The organism is Mycobacterium sp. B14F4, from assembly GCF_039871645.1.
GTDB lineage: Bacteria > Actinomycetota > Actinomycetes > Mycobacteriales > Mycobacteriaceae > Mycobacterium.
Genome location: NZ_JBDPMF010000005.1, coordinates 119,235 through 137,113, shown reverse-complemented (window position 1 = coordinate 137,113; position 17,879 = coordinate 119,235). Strand labels below are relative to the sequence as shown.

The following is a 17,879-nucleotide window of genomic DNA, read 5'->3' as shown; positions in this document are numbered from 1 at the left end:
GGCAGATCCGAGGTCGCGGTCGCGGGTTGTCGGGGGTCTGGCTTACAGTCGCGAGTAGCGTCTATCGAACTGGCGTTCGATAGACAACTGAGGGGGTGAGACGCTTCGTGGCTGTCGTGGATGACCTCGGCCATCCGGGCATGGATACACCGCCGCCGAGCGAGGACTTCGGACGGCAACCCCCTCAGGACCAAGCCGCTGAGCAGGCGGTGCTCGGCGGCATGCTGCTGAGCAAGGACGCCATCGCCGACGTGCTCGAGCGGCTGCGTCCCGGCGACTTCTACCGCCCGGCGCACCAGAACGTCTACGACGCGATCCTCGACCTCTACGGCAGGGGCGAGCCGGCCGACGCGGTGACGGTGGCCGCCGAACTCGATCGTCGCGGGCTGCTGCGCCGTATCGGCGGGGCGCCCTATCTGCACACGTTGATCTCGACGGTGCCGACGGCCGCGAACGCGGGGTTCTATGCGGGCATCGTCGCGGAGAAGGCGCTGCTGCGGCGGCTCGTGGAGGCGGGCACCCGCGTCGTGCAGTACGGCTACGCGGGCGCCGAGGGCGCCGACGTCAACGAGATCGTCGACCGGGCGCAGGCCGAGATCTACGACGTCACCGAGCGACGCGCCGCCGAGGACTTCGTGGTGCTGGAGGAGATCCTTCAGCCCACGATGGACGAGATCGATGCGATCGCCTCGCAGGGTGGCATCGCGCGCGGTGTGCCGACGGGCTTCGTCGAGCTGGACGAGGTGACCAACGGTCTGCACGCCGGCCAGATGATCATCATCGCGGCCAGGCCCGGTGTCGGTAAGGCGCTGGCGCTGGATACGCCGCTGCCGACACCTACCGGGTGGACGACGATGGGCGACGTCTCGGTGGGCGATCACCTGCTCGGAGCCGACGGGGAGCCGACGCGGGTCGTGGCGTCGACCGAAATCATGCTCGGAAGACCCTGTTATGAGGTCGAATTCACGGACGGCAGCAGGCTTGTCGCCGACGCGTTCCACCAGTGGCCGACGAGCCGGGGCGTGCAGATCACCACAGCGCTGCGGCCCGGCGTGGACGTGATCAGTGCGACGCGGGTGCCGGCCCTCGCCACGGTCGGCGGACGGCACCAGTCGGCGTGGGGCATCGAGTCGGTGCGCCGGGTCCCTAGTGTGCCGGTGCGGTGCGTCGAGGTCGCCAACGCCGAGCACCTGTATCTCGCAGGACGCGACATGGTGCCGACACATAACTCGACGCTCGGGCTGGACTTCATGCGGTCGTGCTCGATCAGGCATCAGATGCCGAGCGTCATCTTCTCGCTGGAAATGAGTAAGTCCGAGATCGTGATGCGGCTGTTGTCGGCCGAGGCGAAGATCAAGCTCGCCGACATGCGTTCGGGCCGGATGAGCGACGACGACTGGACTCGGTTGGCGCGGCGAATGAGCGAGATCAGCGAAGCGCCGCTGTATATCGACGATTCGCCGAACCTGACGATGATGGAGATCCGCGCGAAGGCCCGGCGGCTGTCGCAGAAGGCGGGACTGCGGTTGATCGTCGTCGACTACATGCAGCTGATGACCTCGGGCAAGAAGTACGAGTCGCGACAGCAAGAAGTGTCGGACTTCTCGCGAAGCCTGAAACTCATGGCCAAGGAACTCGACGTGCCGGTCGTCGCGATCAGCCAGTTGAACCGCGGGCCGGAGCAGCGCACCGACAAGAAGCCGATGGTGTCGGACCTTCGCGAGTCAGGCTGTCTCACGGCCGACACGCGAATCCTGCGGGCGGACACCGGCGCCGAGGTGACCTTTGGCGAACTGATGCGGACGGGGGAGCCGCCGCTGGTGTGGTCGCTCGATGAGCGCAAGCGCATGGTCGCTCGGCCGATGACGAATGTGTTCTACAGCGGGCACAAGGAAGTGTTCAAACTGCGGTTGGCGTCGGGTCGCGAGGTGGAGGCGACGGCCAACCACCCGTTCATGACGTTCGACGGCTGGACGCCCTTGGGCGAGTTGAAGGTTGGTGACCGGCTGGCGGTGCCGCGCTGGGTGCCGGAGCCGGTGCAGACGCAGCGAATGGACGACTCCGAGGTCATCCTGCTGGCGCACATGATCGGCGACGGGTCGTGTGTGCAGCGGCAGCCGATCCGCGACGACTATGCGGCGGCGCGGGTGACGACGCTCCGGCTGCCGGCGCCGTACCGGCTTGCCCGAGGCAAGCGGAACCCGATCGCGGCGTGGCTGGACAAGCTCGGGCTTTTCGGGAAGCGGAGCCACGAGAAATTCGTGCCGCAGAAGGTTTTCGCACTGCCGAATGATCAGATCGCGTTGCTCCTACGGCATTTGTGGGCGACGGACGGATCCGTGCGATGGGATGCGAAGCAGCAGGATGGCCGCATCTACTATGCATCGACAAGTCGCCGGCTGGTCGATGATGTGCAGCAACTACTACTACGGCTGGGTGTGCAAAGCCGGATCGCAAGGACCCGTAAGGATGGCTACCGCGACCGCTGGTTCCTCTATGTCGAATGGTCTGACAACCAGAGGGTCTTCCTGACGAAGGTTGGCGTGCATGGAGCCCGTGGCGTCAAGGCGAAGCAAGTCTTGGCCGAGCTCACTTCGCGGGGGCGCCGCGCGGGCAGGGATACCGTGCCGGTCGAGGTATGGGATCGGGTGAAGCGCACAATGGCTGCCAAGCAGGTACCGCCAAGCCGTGATCGCCTGCATCGTGCGGCCGCGGCCCTCGAGGACCGGGAACTCCACGACCTCGCCACGAATGATGTTCATTGGGATGAGGTCGTCGAGATCACGAGCATCGGCTATCACGACGTGTACGATGGAACGGTGCCTGGCACGAGCTGTTTTGTGGCACAAGGGATTGCAGTTCACAACTCGCTCGAACAAGATGCCGACATGGTAATTTTGTTGCACCGGCCGGATGCGTTTGAGCGGGACGACCCGCGCGGTGGCGAGGCCGACCTGATCCTCGGCAAGCACCGCAACGGTCCCACGAAGACCATCACCGTTGCGCATCAACTGCATTTGAGCCGCTTCGCCAACATGGCCAAGCAATAGTTGGTATCAGTTCCTCGCCGCGGTCTTATCGATAGTTGTGTTAAGGCGCTGCAGCGCAGTCATATTCGTGTGCGAGTCTCGCGGTTAAGAGTTCGCCGGACTGCTGGTGGAGGTCGAACAGGACGCCGTGCAGCAGCGGATGGGGTGGCGCGCCCAGTTGTGTAGCTCGTAGTGCGTCTGCAGTCGTCTGGCTGGGTGTTCGATTAGTCGTGTTTGGCTTCGTAGCGCAGCAGGACCGTGCCACCCGGGAAGGTGCGGTTCTCCAACAGTCGCAGCGAGATCCATGACGGCAGTGTTGGAAAGAACGGGGTGCCGCCGCCCACGGCGGTGGGCGCGACCACGATCCGGTACTCGTCCACCAGTCCGGCCTGCACGATCGGTGCGGCCAGCGTCGCGCCGGCCACCTCCAGCCTGCCGTCGGTTTCGGCTTTCAGCTTCGTTACCACCTCGACCGCGTCGCCGCGTTCCAGGCGGGAGTTCCAGTCGACGGACTCCAGGGTGCGCGAGAACACGACCTTGGGCATGTTGCGCCAGATGTGGGCGAAGTCGACGATCAGAGGGGTGGCGTCGGGGGTCTTGTCGGCGGTCGGCCAGTACGCGGACATCAGTTCGTAGAGCCGCCGCCCGTAGAACGACAGGGCGGTCTCCCGCTCGAAGTCGTTCCAGTACTGGTGCAGTTCTTCGCTCGGATCGGACCAGTCGATGCTGCCTTTCGCGTCGGCGATGTACCCGTCCACCGACACGTTGAAGCCATAGATGAGTTTGCCCATGGAGATCAGACTGCACCGCAGGACGAAACTCATCACGACGCCACACGAGACATGTCCGCTCCGGCGACCGAGCTGCGACCCGGCATCACCACGACCCGCATGCTGTTTCGGGGAGTTCGCTTGCCAAGTAAAGGCCACGGGTGGTCCGCACGCCGTGCACGCTGCTACCGTCGCGCGAGCAGACTCGGCGGTCCCCAATACGTCAGGGACGGGTGGACATCGTCGAGACCAGTTCGTAACCTGTCCGGGACGTAGAAGCCGGGCCGAGTTCGGTCCCTGCAGCGGAGGGCCGTGGCAATCCATATGACCCGGGTGCGCCGTTCACTTCGGCGAACGGCGTGCGGTACGGCCGCCGCTGTCCTGGTGCTGGTTCTGTCGATGAGCGGCGTGACGGCGGACCCGGCGGCTGACGCACTGGCCAGGCTCAACGAGTTGTCCAATCAGGCGGTGCAGACTCGCCAGGCCGTCACGGCCGCGCAACGCGACGCCGACGCACGACTGGCTGCCCAGACAGCGGCCGAAGACCGCCACCGCACCGACCTCGAAGCCCTCGCGGTCGCGAACTCCCAGCTTGCGCCGTATCAGGCGGCGGTCGACCGGCTTGCGGCGATGGACTACATGAGTGGCGGCGACGGTCAGATGGCGGCGCTGCTGACGGCGCCCTCGCCGCAGCGGCTGATCGACAAGCTGTCACTGCAGCGGGTGGTCGGCGCCACGACGGCCGATCAGATGAAGGCGTTCCACGCGACGCGTGGGCGCGCGACCGCCGCCGCGCAGGCTTCTGAGAGATCGGCCGCCGACGCCCGCGCCGCGGCCGAGCGGGCCGCCGCGGTACGCGCAGAATTACAGGCCAAATGGAGTGACCTGCTGCGCAAGATCGCCGCGGCGGAAGCGCAGTACGCCGCGTTGACACCGCAACAGCAAGCGGTGATCGACAACGCCGTCCCGCCACCGCCGCAGAGTCCGCCCGCTCCGGAGGCGATCGCCGCGATGCCTGGCCAACCTCCCGGCGACCCGGCTTCATCCCTCGCAGCAGCCCGCGTCGACATCCCGGAGGCGCTGCCCGTCGGCGTCGCCAACGAGGCCGGGTTACAGCCCAACACCGTCCTGGCCGCCCGGGCCATCAGCGCGCGGTTCCCCCAGATCGGCAGCATCGACGGGGTCCGGCCGGACTCGAAGCCGTGGCATCCTCGCGGCCTGGCGATCGACATCATGATTCCCAACCCCGATAGCCCCGAGGGCATCGCCCTCGGCGACCAGATTCACGCGTTCGCGATGGCCAATGCGGCCCGATTCGGGTTACAGGATGTGATCTGGCGTGGCACGTACTACACGCCAGGCGGTCCGCAGGCGACGGGTTACGGTCACTACGACCACGTGCACATCACCACGACGCCCCGCGGCTGAATCGCCCATCCGTCACGGATGGAAGTTCCACTGGCCGCAGTCCTGGCCCAGCACGTCGTTGACGTCAACGCGGATGCCGCCGACCACCGGTCCCGGATTCGAGGCGGTGTCGATGATGCGCTGGTACAGCACTGCGGCCGGGTAGACCTGACCACCCGACCATGACCGGGTCTGCCAGGCCCAGACGCGACCGGGTGAGCGTGACCTGCCGATGACGCCGTCGGCCGCAGCCCACTGGCACGCCTTGATGCCCCCGTAGATCCCGGTGCGCTGCGCGCCGATCACCGAATTGATTCCACGGAACCAGGGCCGCACTACGTTGTTCCATGTCTCGCGGTCGATGTCGTCGTCAACGCTGAAGAAGATCGGCGCACTACGGCCGCCACCTGCGGCGGTATGCAGGTGCCAAGCCGTGCGAGCGTCTGCGACGCCACCGGCGTACCCGCGGGTGAAGTCCGACGGCGCTGTCCCGCCCGGCTTGCCGTACTGGTAGTTGCTGACGATCACCAAACCGGCGGCGCTCAGCGACTTCGCATAGGGCAGCGTGATCGGCTTGGCGCCGAACGAAGAGCCGGGCCGCGACGTCGAGACGTAGTTGATCACCCCGGCGTGGCCGGCGGCCCGGATGTCCTGCGCCGGAATCTGGCGCATGGCGTAGTCGATCAGCGTGGGAGGGGCCGCCGCCGCCCGAGGCGGCTCACCCACTACTGCACCGAGGCCGACCAGTGCCGACATCGCCGTGGCGTAGCGCAGCGCGTCACGCCGGGATACCCGCACGGCGCGAAGTTACCAAAGTGACTGTCGTGAATAGGTCGACGACAGGCCGGCGAGGTGAGTTTGTATTCGATTCGTTGCATGTCGGCCACGGGCCGGGATCCCGGCCTCGGCGATCACGACCCGTAGTTGTGATCGGTAGTGGGTTCGCGCCACCACACTCTCCTGCGTACCACGGGGACGAAGAGCCCCGGGACACCGGAGGCAGGAGAGGAACCGATGAACACCAGCCGCGTCCGCATTGCCCTGACAGCTGCTCTGATTGCGGCCTCCGCACTGAGCGGATGCGCGAAAGTGACCGAGCTCCGGGAGGTCGCCACCAACGCGGCCGAGCAGGTGGTCACGTCGGGCACCGAGCAGGTCATCGACGCGGTGTCAGCCGACCTCTACACCGCGGACGGCATCGACACGGCCTACTCGGCGATCGCCGAGAAGGTCGGCGCCGCGCCAATGCAGGTGGTCGAAGTGACGATCATCCCCGGCGTGCTCACTCTGCAGGCCCTCGACCCTAGCGCGCCCTCCGAACTCAATCAGTGGAGTTACACCGCAGGCGCCGTCGGGCCGTCCCGTCCGGTCGACTACGACGACGACGTCGAAGCGTTGCAGCAGAACCTCTTCGCGATCAGTGACGTTCCCACGAGCGCCATCGTCACCGCCATCGAGAACGCCGTGACAGCAAGCGGGATCGACGGCGGCCAGGTCCAGAGCGTCATCATCAAACGGAACCTGCCGTTCGACGCGAACGTGGTCATGCTGATCAACGTCGAGGGCGAACGCAGCGGCAAGCAGGTGCGCGCGGACGTCGCCGGACAGATCACCGACGTCGTGTGAGTGCATCGTAGGCGGACCACGCCACACGGGAACCGGTGCTAGACCACCGTTTTGACAAGCAGGACGGTCACGGCGGCCAGAATGCCGGTCACGATGCTGGCCACGGCCCATCGCGCGCCACTTCGCTGCCATACCCGACCATGGTCCAGTGCCAGTACACCCGCGCCCGTGAAGGCGACGACCGCACCGGCGGTGGCGTACAGCAGCGCCGGCTGATAGCCGGCCGGACCGAAGAGCCCGCCCGACCAGGTCGCGCTCACGGCGTTGATCATCACGCCGATGACGATCGAACAGGCCAGCGGGGTGAACAGTCCCAGCGCCAGCAGCAGGCCGCCGGCCACCTCGAGCAGACCGGCGACCGCAGCGAAGAAAATGCCTGGGCCGTAACCGATCTGCTCGAACAACATGCCGGTCTCGTCGAGACCCTGCCCGCCGAACCAGCCGAAAAGCTTCTGCAGGCCGGCCGCGGCCAGAAGTCCGCCGAACACGACGCGCAACAGCAGCAGCCCGACATCGGAGGCCCGTAAACGAGTGGTGCTTTCTGGAGTCAGTTGTGAGTCAACGATGGTCATGACTCACGACGGTAAAACCTCAACAGCGATTCAGGTCAACTGCGGGTCATCGATGCGACGGCTGCCGAGTCTGCGCCTTGAGCTCCGCGTAGGCCGTGCGGGTGTGTTCAGCGAGCGCATGCACGTCGCCGATCGCGGCCGCATTCGCGACGAACCCGAAGTCCATGTGATCGCGGTAGGAGCTGAACGTCACGTTCAGGCCGATCGACGCGGCCAGCGCTGACACCGGGAAGATCCCGGTCAACTCCGCGCCGTTGAGGTAGCGAGTCTCCTTGGCACCCGGAACATTCGAGATGACCAGGTTGCAGGCCGGATGGCCGACCCGCTCGAGGTGAGTCGAGGCGCCGGCGCCGGCCAGGGCGACGAGGGCGACGGCGTAGGTCATCGCCGCATCCGCCGACATCGCGCCGAGTTCCTTCTTGGCCGTGGTGACCGAGTGCACCACCTGACCCAGCCGTTCGGCAATCGACGACTCCGGCTCGCCGAGGCGCACGAAGATCGCCGAAACCCGCGTGCCCAGGGCGTTGTCGTCGTCGCCGCGCAGCGACACCGGGCACATCGCGATGAACTCGTGTGGGTAAGCCTGGCCCGCCTCCCGCAGATAGTTGTGCAGACCGTGGTCGATGACGGCGGCCGCGACGTCGTTGAGCGTGGCGCCGTGTTGGTGGCCGATCTGGTGCATCTCCTCCAACGGCAGTGACATCGTCGCGAAACCGCGGGCTTGCCGCAGCGGTACGTTCGTCGGGGCGTGGCCGGCCACGAACGGCAGGCTCCCCTCCACATGCGATCCGAGTGCCGAACGCAGGGCCTTGCGCAGTGCGCCGAGCGAGATCTGGTTGAGCGCACCCACTTGCGCGACGGCCCCGTGGATCGCGTCGGTGAGCCGGTGCATTGCGGGTGGCGGCGTCCGGGGCTCCGGCGTCGGGACCGGCAGGGCGAAGGCCGGCGCCGGGATGGCGGGCTCGTCGGACAGGCTGAGCCCCTCGTACAGCTTCTTGAGCCCGGACACTCCGTCGATGATGCTGTGGTGGGTCTTGGTGTAGATGGCGAACCTGCCGCCGGGCACCCCGTCGATGACCCAACACCGGAACAGCGGGCGATGGCGGTCGAGCATCGGCTCGTGCAGGTCCGCGACGAGCCGCAGCAGATCTTCGTAGGAACTCCGAGCCGGCAGCGCGAGGTGCTGGACGTGATAGTGCGGATCCCAGCTGTCGACCTCACGGAAGTGCGGCGCGCCCGCGCCGATGAGCTCCGGCACATAGTTGAAGGGCGGCAGCGGCCGGCAGCCGCGGTAGGCCTCCACGGTCTCGCGCACCAGTGAGCTGTGGCCGGGCGGCTTCTTGAACAGCAGCATCGCTCCGACATGCGTCGTGCTTCCTGGCGACTCGAGCAACAGCCAACCCAGATCCAGCGGTGGAATCGCTGTGCTCATCGCGGCCTACCTCTCCATCATGTGCCGGCGGTAGACGCGAGTGTGCACCCGCGGGCCGCATGCGCGCAGGTGATCGCGGCGGATCGCGCCGACCGTCCCGATCACCGGGTGAATCACCGGATGAATCACCCGGTGATGAGCCCCAGTGGATAACGATTCGAAAGCTGTTGCGTTGCAGCATGAGACACAAGCGCCGACAATTCGGCCGCGGACACTATGGTCACCTGAGTGCACCGGCGAACCGCGCTCAAGCTGCCGCTGTACCTGGCAGCGGCCGCCGCGCTGACCAAGGTTGCTCCCGCTGCCGCCGCGACGCCTCGCTGGTCGGCCGATCGCGCCGAGGCCTGGTACGCGGCGCAGGGCTGGCTGATCGGCGCCAACTATGTGACGTCGAACGCGGTGAACCAGATCGAGATGTTCCAGGCGGGCACCTACGATCCGCGCCGCATCGACGGCGAACTCAGCGTGGCCCGCCGGATCGGAATGAACACCATGCGGGTGTTCCTGCACGATCAACTCTGGGCGACCGACCGGGCGGGATTCAGCCAGCGGCTGACTCAGTTCGTCGGCATCGCGGCGAAGTACAACATCAAGCCGCTCTTCGTCCTGTTCGACTCGTGCTGGGACCCGCGGGCCAGGGCCGGTCGCCAGCGCCCGCCGATCAAGGGAGTGCACAACTCCGGATGGGTACAGAGCCCGGGAGCCGCGCGGCTGGAGGATCCGGCCTACACGCGGGTGCTGCAGAGCTACGTCACCGGGGTGGTGGGCCTCTTCCGCGACGATCCCCGCGTTCTCGGCTGGGACGTGTGGAACGAACCGGACAACCCCGCCAAGGACTATCGCGACGTCGAACACGCCGACAAGCAGGAACTGGTCGCCGCGTTCCTCCCGCACGTCTTCAAGTGGGTTCGCGCCGTCAACCCGGTGCAGCCGTTGACCAGCGGCGTGTGGCAGGGCCACTGGCGAGACCCGGCCAGCCGCAGCAAGATCTGCAGCCTGCAGCTCGAGCACTCGGATGTGATCAGCTTCCACAGCTACGGCGATCCCGCCGAATTCGAGGCTCGTATCGACGAACTCGCTCCCCTGGGGCGGCCGATCCTGTGCACCGAGTATCTGGCGCGCAATCTCGGCAGCACCGTGGAGGGGATCCTGCCGGTGGCCAAGCGGCGCAATGTCGGCGCCTACAACTGGGGCTTCGTCGCCGGGCGAACGCAGACATATCTGCCGTGGGACTCCTGGCAGGACCCCTACAACGAGCTACCGGAGACGTGGTTCAGCGACCTGATTCACCCCGACGGACGGCCCCACGACGCCGACGAGATTCGCGTCATCCAGAAGCTCGCCGGCATCGCCGAGGGCTGACCTCAAGGCAGGCGCTGCGGCGCGCCGACTTGTGTGTAACCGAATGACACAGGTATTGTTAGTGCTACCGATAGACACAGGTAACTAGGAGGGGTCATGGCACAGGACCTGACCGATGCGCAGCTGCTGCACGAGCTCGAGCCGGTGGCCGAGCGACTGCTCAACCGGCACCTGTCGATGTTCAAGGAGTGGCGTCCCCATGACTTCATCCCCTGGTCCGACGGCAAGAATTACTACGCGCTGGGCGGCCAGGACTGGGAGCCCGAGCAGTCTGAGCTGTCGGAGGTCGCCCAGGTGGCGATGGTGCAGAACCTGCTGACCGAGGACAACCTGCCCTCGTATCACCGCGAGATCGCGATGAACTTCAGCATGGACGGCGCCTGGGGCCAGTGGGTGAACCGGTGGACCGCCGAGGAGAACCGCCACAGTGTCGCGCTTCGCGATTATCTGGTGGTCACCCGCGCTGTCGATCCGATCGAGCTGGAGCAGTTGCGCATCGAGCAGATGACCCGCGGCTTCTCCCCGGGCCAGAACCAGCAGGGTGATCTGTTCGCCGAGAGCCTGTTCGACTCCGTCGTCTACGTCTCGTTCCAGGAGCTGGCCACCCGGGTGTCGCACCGCAACACCGGCAGGGCGTGCGACGAAACGATCGCCGATAAACTGCTGCAACGGGTTTCGGCCGACGAGAACCTGCACATGATCTTCTACCGCGACATCACCGAGGCCGGTCTGGAGATCGCCCCGAACCAGGCCATGACGTCGGTCCATCGCGTGTTGCGCAATTTCAAGATGCCCGGCTACACGGTTCCGGAGTTCCGGCGTAAGGCCGTCATCATCGCCGTCGGCGGCGTGTACGACCCCCGCATCCACCTCGATGACGTGGTCATGCCGGTGCTGAAGAAGTGGCGGATCTTCGAGCGCGAGGACTTCACCGGCGAGGCCGCGCGGATGCGCGACGATCTCGGCGTGCTCGTCGAGGAGCTCGAGGAGGCGTCGCAGAAGTTCGAGGAGTCCAAGCAGCGCCGCCTCGAACGCGAGGCCCGCAAGGCCGAGAAGCGCGCCGACAAAATGCTGAGCGCATCGGCCTGACGGTCAGCGGAAGCGGACGTTCAGCGTCGCCAGGCCGAAGATCTTCTTGCCGTCGGACTTCGCCGCGACGACCACGACGCCGGTCCGGGTCGCCGGGTCGAGTGACTTGATCCGGCCGCTGAACTCGATGTCGGCGCCCTCCTTGGCCGACACGATCGCGGGCGCGGACAGCCGTACCGCGTAGCGGGTCACGGCCCCGGGGTCGCCCGACCAGGCGGAGTGGAATCCGGCACCCAGACCCATGGTGAGCATCCCGTGGGCGATGACGTCGGGCAGCCCGGCCAGCTTGGCGATGTCCTCGTCCCAATGGATCGGGTTCGCATCGCCGGCCACGCCCGCGTAGTTCACCAGGTCGCCGCGAGACAGTCGGGTGTGGTGCACCGGTAGCTCGTCGCCGACGTTCACGGTGTCGAACGCGGGCGTCCCCGGCGTGCGGGTCGCACACCCCTCGGCGATCCGGACCTCGCCCTCGGGGCGCACCGTCTTCTGGTAGGCGGCATCGAGCGAGCCGATCCCGGAGAAGTCCACATCGTGCATCATCGCGTTCTGCACGGCCGTCTTGATCGCCGGATCGACATCCTCGGCGGTCACGCCGACGACAGTGGTGTGCAAGGTGTGCACCCGCTCGCCGGCCCCGTCGGTGAAGGTGTTGGTCACGGTGATGAAATCGCGGCCCGCCGTTCTGCGCACGGACGTCAACTCCACGTCGACGCGCAGTTCGTCGCCCGCCACGATCGGGCGGTGCTGCTCGAAGACCTCTTCGGTCTGAAGGTAGGTGTCGTAGCCGACGACGATCTCTTCGAACATGCGGCGATTGCAGGTCATGCCCGGGGTCGACGTGAACGTCAGCGGTGCGACCACGTCCGGAAAGCCCAGCGCAGCGGCGGCGGCGACGTCCCAGTGCGCGGGGTGATAGTCCTGCACTGCGCGGGCGTACTCGCGCACCTTCTCGCGACCCACCAGGTAGGTGCCGTCCATTTGGTACCAGTGGCCGACCCGCGCTTCGAGCGGCGACGATTCTGCTGCTGTGGTCATCGATTGCTCAACTCTTCCATCGGCCTGTTCGCCGGGGCCGACCGAAGCACCCTAACGCGCGCGTGCCGGTATGCCGGAATCGTGGGATTGCGCCGAGGAGGCGCTTACGCTGATTGCAGACATGACTGTCGATAGGCGCATCCGGGTCGACGGCGAGCTCGCAGGAACCGGGCCCGCCGAGCTCTTCACCGTCACGCTGCCCCACCTGTTCGCCGAAGCGCAGGACCGGCTCAGTCCGTCGCTGCAGGAATTGCGGCCGCGACCGCTGACCATCGATGTCAACGGCCAGTGCTGGTCGCTCGACGTCGACGATGATCGCGTCACCGTCTCAAAAGGTCCGACAGCGGGCACCGTTCTTCGGGTCGACGCCGAGCAGATCGCCGCGCTCGTCGCCGACAAAGTCACGCCGATGGGCTGGTTGACGACCGGCTCCCTGGATATGGACGGGCACCTGTCGGACGTCCTGAATTGGTGGCTGCTTCTGCGGGCCTCGCTGGACGGCACGACACCGCATCGAACCGGCGCTATCGAATTCAAGGATCGTCACGGCGGACAGCTCAATCTCGGCCGCTCGTTCACGCCCGATGATCCAGCCGATGAAATGGCCTGGTTCCTCGAACAAGCCGGCTTCCTCCACGTCAAAGGCCTGTACAGCGAAGAGGAAATGGCCGCTGTTTCGAGCGAAATGGACCTCGTCGCACCGCGCTACTCCGACGGCGACGGACGCTCGTGGTGGGCCAGCCTCAAGGACGGATCGCGCGCGTTGGTGCGGATGCAGCGATTCGACAAGGAATCTCGGGTCGCCGCCGATCTCGTCACCGACGAACGTCTCACCCGCATCGCCGCGTTGACGGGAGACGGTCACGTCGCCAGCGGATGGGACGGCAACCGACTTGAGGCACTCTTCAAGCCGATCGGTGTTACCCAAGGGATTTCGGACATTCCGTGGCACAAGGACTGCTCTCTGGGCCGGCATAGCTACGACTGCTGCGGCCTCACGGTCGGGATCTCGGTGACCGGCGCCGACGCCATGTCGGGACAGCTCCGCGTCGTCGCCGGCTCGCAGCGAGCCCTGGTGTGGCCCGCACCCAGCCTTCAGCCGGGCCTCGACCTACCGATCGTCGACCTCGCGACCGAAACAGGCGATGTCACGGTGCACTGCTCATGCACTCTGCATATGGCCCAGCCGCCCGTGAAGCACGAACGGCGAGTGATGTATACGAGCTTCAGCCTGCCAACGATCGGCGGCGCTGACGCCGACCGCAAGGAGCTGCGAAGGATGGCCGACGCGGCACCCCTGAACACGAGCCAGTAGCGCCGAGGGCACCATCGGTTATCCCGCCCATACGTCCTCGACGTAGCGGTCGGAGGCCACCAGCCCCTCGAGCCAGTTCTGAGCCTTGTCCTCATCGGCTGCCCTGCGTGCCCTGGGCGACGCCGCCACCACGTGGCACTGACGGCCGAGCCGCTATGTTCATCGAGTGATTGTCTCCCCTGCTCGTGCGCTGGCCGCACTCCTGACCGCGGTCGCCGTGTGCGCCGGACTACTGGCCGCCCCGACGGGTCCGGAGCCGGCGGTTCGCCTGGCCAGCGAGGCGAACCCGCTCGTCGGCGCGCCGTTTTACGTCAACCCGGCATCGGTGGCCATGCGCGCCGCGAACAGCGCCGACCCACCGAGCCCCGAACTGACCGCGATCGCCAACACGCCGCAGGCGTACTGGCTCACCCCCGGCGGGTCCGCAGCGACGGTCGGGAAGTACGTCGGCGACGCGGCGGCGGCCGGCGCCATTCCGGTGCTCACCCTTTACGGGATCCCGCATCGCGACTGCGGCAGCTTCGCCGCGGGTGGCTTCGCGTCGGGCGCTGACTATCGGGGCTGGATCGACGGCATCGCCGCCGACGTGGGCGCATCGCGGGCGGCGATCATCGTCGAACCGGACGCGCTCGCCATGGCCGACTGCCTTTCCGGAGATCAGCGCCAGGAACGCTTCGACCTGATCCGCTACGCCGTCGACACCCTGACCCGCAATCCGGCCGCGGCGGTCTACGTCGACGCCGGCCATTTGCGCTGGCACAGTGCCGAAGAGATGGCTGCCCGACTCAATCAGGCCGGCGTCGAGCGCGCGCGGGGCTTCAGCCTCAACGTCGCGAACTTCTTCACCACCGAAGAGGAGATCGGTTACGGCGAAGCCATCTCGGGACTCACGAACGGCAAGCACTACGTGATCGACACGTCTCGCAACGGCGCCGGGGCGGCCGACGGCGAGTTGTACTGGTGCAACCCCGACGGACGGGCGCTGGGCGTTGCGCCCACCACGCAGACCGCGGGTCCGCACACCGACGCCTACCTGTGGATCAAGCGTCCGGGCGAATCCGACGGAACGTGCGGCCGCGGTGATCCGCCGGTGGGCAGCTTCGTGAATCACTACGCGATCGAACTGGCCAGTAACGCACGTCCGCGGTAGAGGTTTCGGCCGTCCGCGACGGTCACTCGTGGCCGTGATGGCCGTCGGGCTCGTGTGACGTGTCCGCGGCCGGAGGCGGGGTGTCGACAGGGGCCCGCGGCGCTGGCGCGGGGTCGACCTGGATGTCCAGTGGCGCCACCGGCTTCGGGACCTCGTGTGGTCCGTGGTCATGACCGCCGATCGGCGCGTGGTGGTCGGCTTCCGCGCCGGCCGGTGCGTGCTGGCCGTGTTGCAGGCCGGACGCCATTCCCGCCGCCGACGCCGCCGCAACCACGGCGCCCGCTCCGAGGAGCACTATCGCGTTGCCGAAGCCCGAGATCGACGCCGTCAGGCGCCCCCGATGCCACATCCAGCCCGCGCCCATGACGACGTAGCACTCGAGCAGCAGTGCACAGATGCCGGCGGCCTCGACCACTTCGGCCTGGCCGGCGTGCGGACCGAACGGTGCGCCCGCCGTCCGGGACACCACCCAGAGTCCGGCGGCCCCGGCATTGACCAGAATTCCGGCAACCAACAACGCCGCTGTCGGTCGAACCGGAACCAGGAACGCCCAAACCAACTGAAACAGCGCGATGGACGCGAAGAACACGCCGGCTGGTGTCCACTCCTGCCAGTGCGTCGGGAGCACCGCGAAATGAATCGCGGCCGCGCCCAACGAAGAGATCGCGGCAAGGCGAGCGGCCAGCCCGCTGTCGGTCCTTGTCACTGCGGTTGGTGCCACTCGGACGATGATGACAGGGCGCACCCGAAGATTGAGCAGGCGACATCACATCTCAGTCGCACTGAGACGCCGTCGTTACCGACCGCAGTGAATCACCGCACCGGAGCTTGGATTTGGCGGCGAAGTGCTCAGACACCGAGCAGCGGACGGCCGTCGGCTTGCCACGCGCGCATGCCGCCGCGCAACTCGACGATGTCCTGATAGCCGAGGTCGCGAAGCGTGGCGGCCGCGGTGGTGCTCATCGGACCTGACCGGCAGTAGATCGCCAGCCCCGTTGCGCGATCGGCAGGCAGTCGGTCAGCGTGTGCGGCGATCTGATCGAACGGAATCGACAGGTCCGTCCCCGGGATATCGCCCTCGAACGGGATGTGCACGTTCACCGTCACCCGATCGGGCTCGGCGACGGCGGCGGCGAACTCGGCCGGCCCCACAAGTCGCGCCGCGGCGGGTTCCTGCTCCTGGGGCGTCGGCGCGGGCGCAGGTCTGTCGGGTGCGCAGCCCGATGCGAGCGCAGTAACGATGCTGAGCGTTGCCGCCAGCAGTGCCAGGACCAGCCGACCCGGTCGAACAACGGACGGATGCCGTATCGGTGGGTGTTCCATGACAGTGACAATACCCCCTAGGGGTACTTGTGCTCGGGCGCGCCAAAGGTCTACAGTCGACCCTATACCCCCAGGGGGTATCTACAAAAGGAGGACGCGATGACAACCGATGTGACCAACGCCGACTGGCACCTTCGCGGGGACTGGTTCGACGTCTGCAGCTGCAAGCTGCCATGCCCGTGTAGCTTCGCCCAGGAACCCACCCACGGCGATTGCCTCTTCACGCTGGCATGGCATATCCGAGAAGGCCACTACGCCGACGTCGACCTGGCCGGGCTCAACGTGATCTCACTCGGCGAGTTCACCGGCAACATGTGGGTCGGCGACCCCAACGCCATGATGTCGCTGATGTTCTACATCGACGCAGCCGCCGACCCCGCACAGCGCGACGCCCTGGAACGGATCTTCACCGGCAGAGAAGGCGGCTGGCCGGCCCAGTTCGCCAGCCTCATCGGCGACTTGCGGGGGATCGAGCACGCCCCCATCACCTTCGAAGCCGCCGAGGACCTGACGTACTGGCGTGCCGAAATCCCCGGCAAGGTGGATCTGCGCGTCGCCGCGCTGACCGGCCCCACCTCCGACCCCGATCGACGCGTCACCACGAGCAATGCCCCCGGAGCCGAGGTCGGCCCTGGCCAGGTGGCCACTTGGGGAGTCGTCGAACGGGATCACGCCGTGGGATTCGACTGGTCCCACGAACACCGGGGCGGCTCGAGCAAACATTTCCCGTTCGACTGGCGACCGGACACCACACCGGCGCCGTCCGAGCCCGGGCCCGCTCAAGAGGCGGCAGCGTGCCGATGCCACGCCTGACGACCTCGCCAAATCACAGCCGACAGTACGATCGCCATTCGACGGTCCACCAACGCGGAGGTGAGGCGGATGCCGAACGCAATCCCCGACACCGCCACGCTCGAAGCGGCGTTGGAGGTCGCCGCGGGGGCGCCGTCGGCGCAGAACTCCCAGCCCTGGCACTGGCAGGTCGACGCCGCCGGTCTCCACCTCGACGCAGATTGGAGTCGGCGCCTCGGTGACACCCAGTCCGACCGGCGCGACGTCCTGCTGAGCTGCGGCGCCGTCCTGGATCACTGCGCGGTCGCGCTCGAGGCGGCCGGATGGCAGCCACGTATTCGCCGATTCCCGGAGGGCGATGGCCGCGGCCACCTTGCGTCTTTCGAGTTGATCGATCGCGCGCCGAGCGACGCGACAATCGAACTGGCCGAGGCGATTCCGCGGCGCCGATCGGATCGGCGCAGCTACGGCCCCGGGCAGCCGCCGTCGGCGACGCTCGAGCTTCTCCTTGTTCGCGCGGAACGCTTCGGGGTGCAGATGAGCGTCGTGCCCAGGATCCGCTGGAGTCGGCTCGAAGACGGCCGGATCGAGTTGCGCTACGGAGCCGATGCCCACGATCAGTCCGGCGCCGGAGACGGCGTCTTGTTAGTGCTCGCCACCGACGTCGACGACGAGATCTCGCAGGTGCGCGCGGGAGAGGCGATGAGCCACCTGCTGTTGTCGGCCACGGCGCTCGGATTGGCATGCTGTCCGCTGACCGAGCCGTTGCGCGACGCGCGGCACCGGCTGGCGCTCGCATGCGAGGCGTTCGACGGGGCGGCCTATCCGCAAGTGCTGATCCGTCTCGGTCCGGCGCCCCGCGGTGCGACCGCTCTTCCGGCTGGGGCGCGCCGTTCGGTCGCCGAGACCACCACATGGGACCTCGGGGCGAATCGCCGGTAAGTCTGGCCATTCGGTAACGAATCGGCCCGATTGAT

Annotated in this window: 16 protein-coding genes; 9 read left to right on the top strand and 7 right to left on the bottom strand. The window is 67.0% G+C overall.

Going from position 1 to position 17,879, the window contains the following annotated elements:
- Nucleotides 1–107: 107 nt before the first annotated feature.
- The gene (locus ABGB19_RS15625) at nt 108–3,050 is read left to right on the top strand and encodes a replicative DNA helicase (RefSeq protein WP_347686882.1); all 2,943 of its coding nucleotides are present in this window, start codon (nt 108–110) and stop codon (nt 3,048–3,050) included.
- Between the two features lie 203 nt (nt 3,051–3,253).
- Here ABGB19_RS15625 and ABGB19_RS15620 read toward each other — a convergent pair whose 3' ends face one another.
- Nucleotides 3,254–3,820 carry a dihydrofolate reductase family protein gene (locus ABGB19_RS15620; RefSeq protein ID WP_347686881.1) on the bottom strand — a complete coding sequence of 189 codons (567 nt, stop codon included), beginning with the start codon at nt 3,818–3,820 and terminating at the stop codon, nt 3,254–3,256.
- A gap of 303 nt (nt 3,821–4,123) precedes the next feature.
- On the opposite strand from ABGB19_RS15620, the gene ABGB19_RS15615 reads away from it, so the two are divergent.
- Complete coding sequence (locus ABGB19_RS15615; RefSeq protein WP_347687205.1) at nt 4,124–5,227, top strand: glycoside hydrolase; 1,104 nt, start codon at nt 4,124–4,126, stop codon at nt 5,225–5,227.
- Nucleotides 5,228–5,239: 12 nt separating this feature from the next.
- Here the strand turns inward: ABGB19_RS15615 and ABGB19_RS15610 are convergent, their stop codons facing one another.
- Entirely contained in the window at nt 5,240–5,962 is a 723-nt protein-coding gene (locus tag ABGB19_RS15610) for a DUF1906 domain-containing protein (RefSeq protein WP_347687204.1), read from the bottom strand.
- Nucleotides 5,963–6,295: 333 nt separating this feature from the next.
- Between ABGB19_RS15610 and ABGB19_RS15605 the strand changes: the two genes are divergently transcribed.
- Nucleotides 6,296–6,832, top strand: a complete 537-nt coding sequence (locus ABGB19_RS15605) for a hypothetical protein (RefSeq protein ID WP_347686880.1) — start codon at nt 6,296–6,298, stop codon at nt 6,830–6,832.
- Between the two features lie 38 nt (nt 6,833–6,870).
- Here ABGB19_RS15605 and ABGB19_RS15600 read toward each other — a convergent pair whose 3' ends face one another.
- On the bottom strand, nt 6,871–7,404 hold the full coding sequence (locus tag ABGB19_RS15600; RefSeq protein WP_347686879.1) for a DoxX family protein: 534 nt from the start codon (nt 7,402–7,404) through the stop codon (nt 6,871–6,873).
- A 46-nt stretch (nt 7,405–7,450) separates the two neighbouring features.
- Complete coding sequence (locus ABGB19_RS15595) at nt 7,451–8,836, bottom strand: wax ester/triacylglycerol synthase family O-acyltransferase (protein WP_347686878.1); 1,386 nt, start codon at nt 8,834–8,836, stop codon at nt 7,451–7,453.
- Between the two features lie 228 nt (nt 8,837–9,064).
- On the opposite strand from ABGB19_RS15595, the gene ABGB19_RS15590 reads away from it, so the two are divergent.
- Both ABGB19_RS15590 and ABGB19_RS15585 read left to right on the top strand, forming a co-directional pair.
- A complete protein-coding gene (locus tag ABGB19_RS15590) occupies nt 9,065–10,198 on the top strand; it encodes a 1,4-beta-xylanase (protein ID WP_347686877.1) in 1,134 nt (377 codons plus the stop codon).
- A 96-nt stretch (nt 10,199–10,294) separates the two neighbouring features.
- The gene (locus ABGB19_RS15585; RefSeq protein ID WP_347686876.1) at nt 10,295–11,287 is read left to right on the top strand and encodes an acyl-ACP desaturase; all 993 of its coding nucleotides are present in this window, start codon (nt 10,295–10,297) and stop codon (nt 11,285–11,287) included.
- Between the two features lie 3 nt (nt 11,288–11,290).
- Here ABGB19_RS15585 and ABGB19_RS15580 read toward each other — a convergent pair whose 3' ends face one another.
- On the bottom strand, nt 11,291–12,322 hold the full coding sequence (locus ABGB19_RS15580; RefSeq protein WP_347686875.1) for a fused (3R)-hydroxyacyl-ACP dehydratase subunits HadA/HadB: 1,032 nt from the start codon (nt 12,320–12,322) through the stop codon (nt 11,291–11,293).
- Nucleotides 12,323–12,392: 70 nt separating this feature from the next.
- Here ABGB19_RS15580 and ABGB19_RS15575 point away from each other — a divergent pair, with 70 nt between their 5' ends.
- On the top strand, nt 12,393–13,637 hold the full coding sequence (locus tag ABGB19_RS15575) for a phytanoyl-CoA dioxygenase family protein (RefSeq protein ID WP_347686874.1): 1,245 nt from the start codon (nt 12,393–12,395) through the stop codon (nt 13,635–13,637).
- A gap of 202 nt (nt 13,638–13,839) precedes the next feature.
- Entirely contained in the window at nt 13,840–14,787 is a 948-nt protein-coding gene (locus ABGB19_RS15570; protein WP_347687203.1) for a glycoside hydrolase family 6 protein, read from the top strand.
- Between the two features lie 22 nt (nt 14,788–14,809).
- Here ABGB19_RS15570 and ABGB19_RS15565 read toward each other — a convergent pair whose 3' ends face one another.
- Both ABGB19_RS15565 and ABGB19_RS15560 read right to left on the bottom strand, forming a co-directional pair.
- Nucleotides 14,810–15,508, bottom strand: coding sequence for a hypothetical protein (locus tag ABGB19_RS15565; RefSeq protein ID WP_347686873.1), 699 nt, complete (start codon nt 15,506–15,508; stop codon nt 14,810–14,812).
- Between the two features lie 128 nt (nt 15,509–15,636).
- Entirely contained in the window at nt 15,637–16,110 is a 474-nt protein-coding gene (locus ABGB19_RS15560) for a rhodanese-like domain-containing protein (protein WP_347686872.1), read from the bottom strand.
- A 99-nt stretch (nt 16,111–16,209) separates the two neighbouring features.
- Here ABGB19_RS15560 and ABGB19_RS15555 point away from each other — a divergent pair, with 99 nt between their 5' ends.
- Entirely contained in the window at nt 16,210–16,923 is a 714-nt protein-coding gene (locus ABGB19_RS15555; RefSeq protein ID WP_347686871.1) for a DUF1326 domain-containing protein, read from the top strand.
- Between the two features lie 69 nt (nt 16,924–16,992).
- Nucleotides 16,993–17,844 (top strand): nitroreductase, encoded by an 852-nt coding sequence (locus ABGB19_RS15550; protein ID WP_347686870.1) that lies wholly within the window; start codon nt 16,993–16,995, stop codon nt 17,842–17,844.
- Nucleotides 17,845–17,879 lie beyond the last annotated feature (35 nt).

Excerpts from the sequence above, each read along its gene's own strand:
- ABGB19_RS15575 (WP_347686874.1), top strand. The coding sequence starts at position 12,393 with ATGCCGGAATCGTGGGATTGCGCCGAGGAGGCGCTTACGCTGATTGCA.
- ABGB19_RS15600 (WP_347686879.1), bottom strand. The coding sequence starts at position 7,404 with ATGACCATCGTTGACTCACAACTGACTCCAGAAAGCACCACTCGTTTA.
- ABGB19_RS15615 (WP_347687205.1), top strand. The coding sequence starts at position 4,124 with ATGACCCGGGTGCGCCGTTCACTTCGGCGAACGGCGTGCGGTACGGCC.
- ABGB19_RS15550 (WP_347686870.1), top strand. The coding sequence starts at position 16,993 with ATGCCGAACGCAATCCCCGACACCGCCACGCTCGAAGCGGCGTTGGAG.
- ABGB19_RS15560 (WP_347686872.1), bottom strand. The coding sequence starts at position 16,110 with ATGGAACACCCACCGATACGGCATCCGTCCGTTGTTCGACCGGGTCGG.
- ABGB19_RS15585 (WP_347686876.1), top strand. The coding sequence starts at position 10,295 with ATGGCACAGGACCTGACCGATGCGCAGCTGCTGCACGAGCTCGAGCCG.
- ABGB19_RS15610 (WP_347687204.1), bottom strand. The coding sequence starts at position 5,962 with ATGTCGGCACTGGTCGGCCTCGGTGCAGTAGTGGGTGAGCCGCCTCGG.
- ABGB19_RS15595 (WP_347686878.1), bottom strand. The coding sequence starts at position 8,836 with ATGAGCACAGCGATTCCACCGCTGGATCTGGGTTGGCTGTTGCTCGAG.
- ABGB19_RS15580 (WP_347686875.1), bottom strand. The coding sequence starts at position 12,322 with ATGACCACAGCAGCAGAATCGTCGCCGCTCGAAGCGCGGGTCGGCCAC.
- ABGB19_RS15555 (WP_347686871.1), top strand. The coding sequence starts at position 16,210 with ATGACAACCGATGTGACCAACGCCGACTGGCACCTTCGCGGGGACTGG.
- ABGB19_RS15620 (WP_347686881.1), bottom strand. The coding sequence starts at position 3,820 with ATGGGCAAACTCATCTATGGCTTCAACGTGTCGGTGGACGGGTACATC.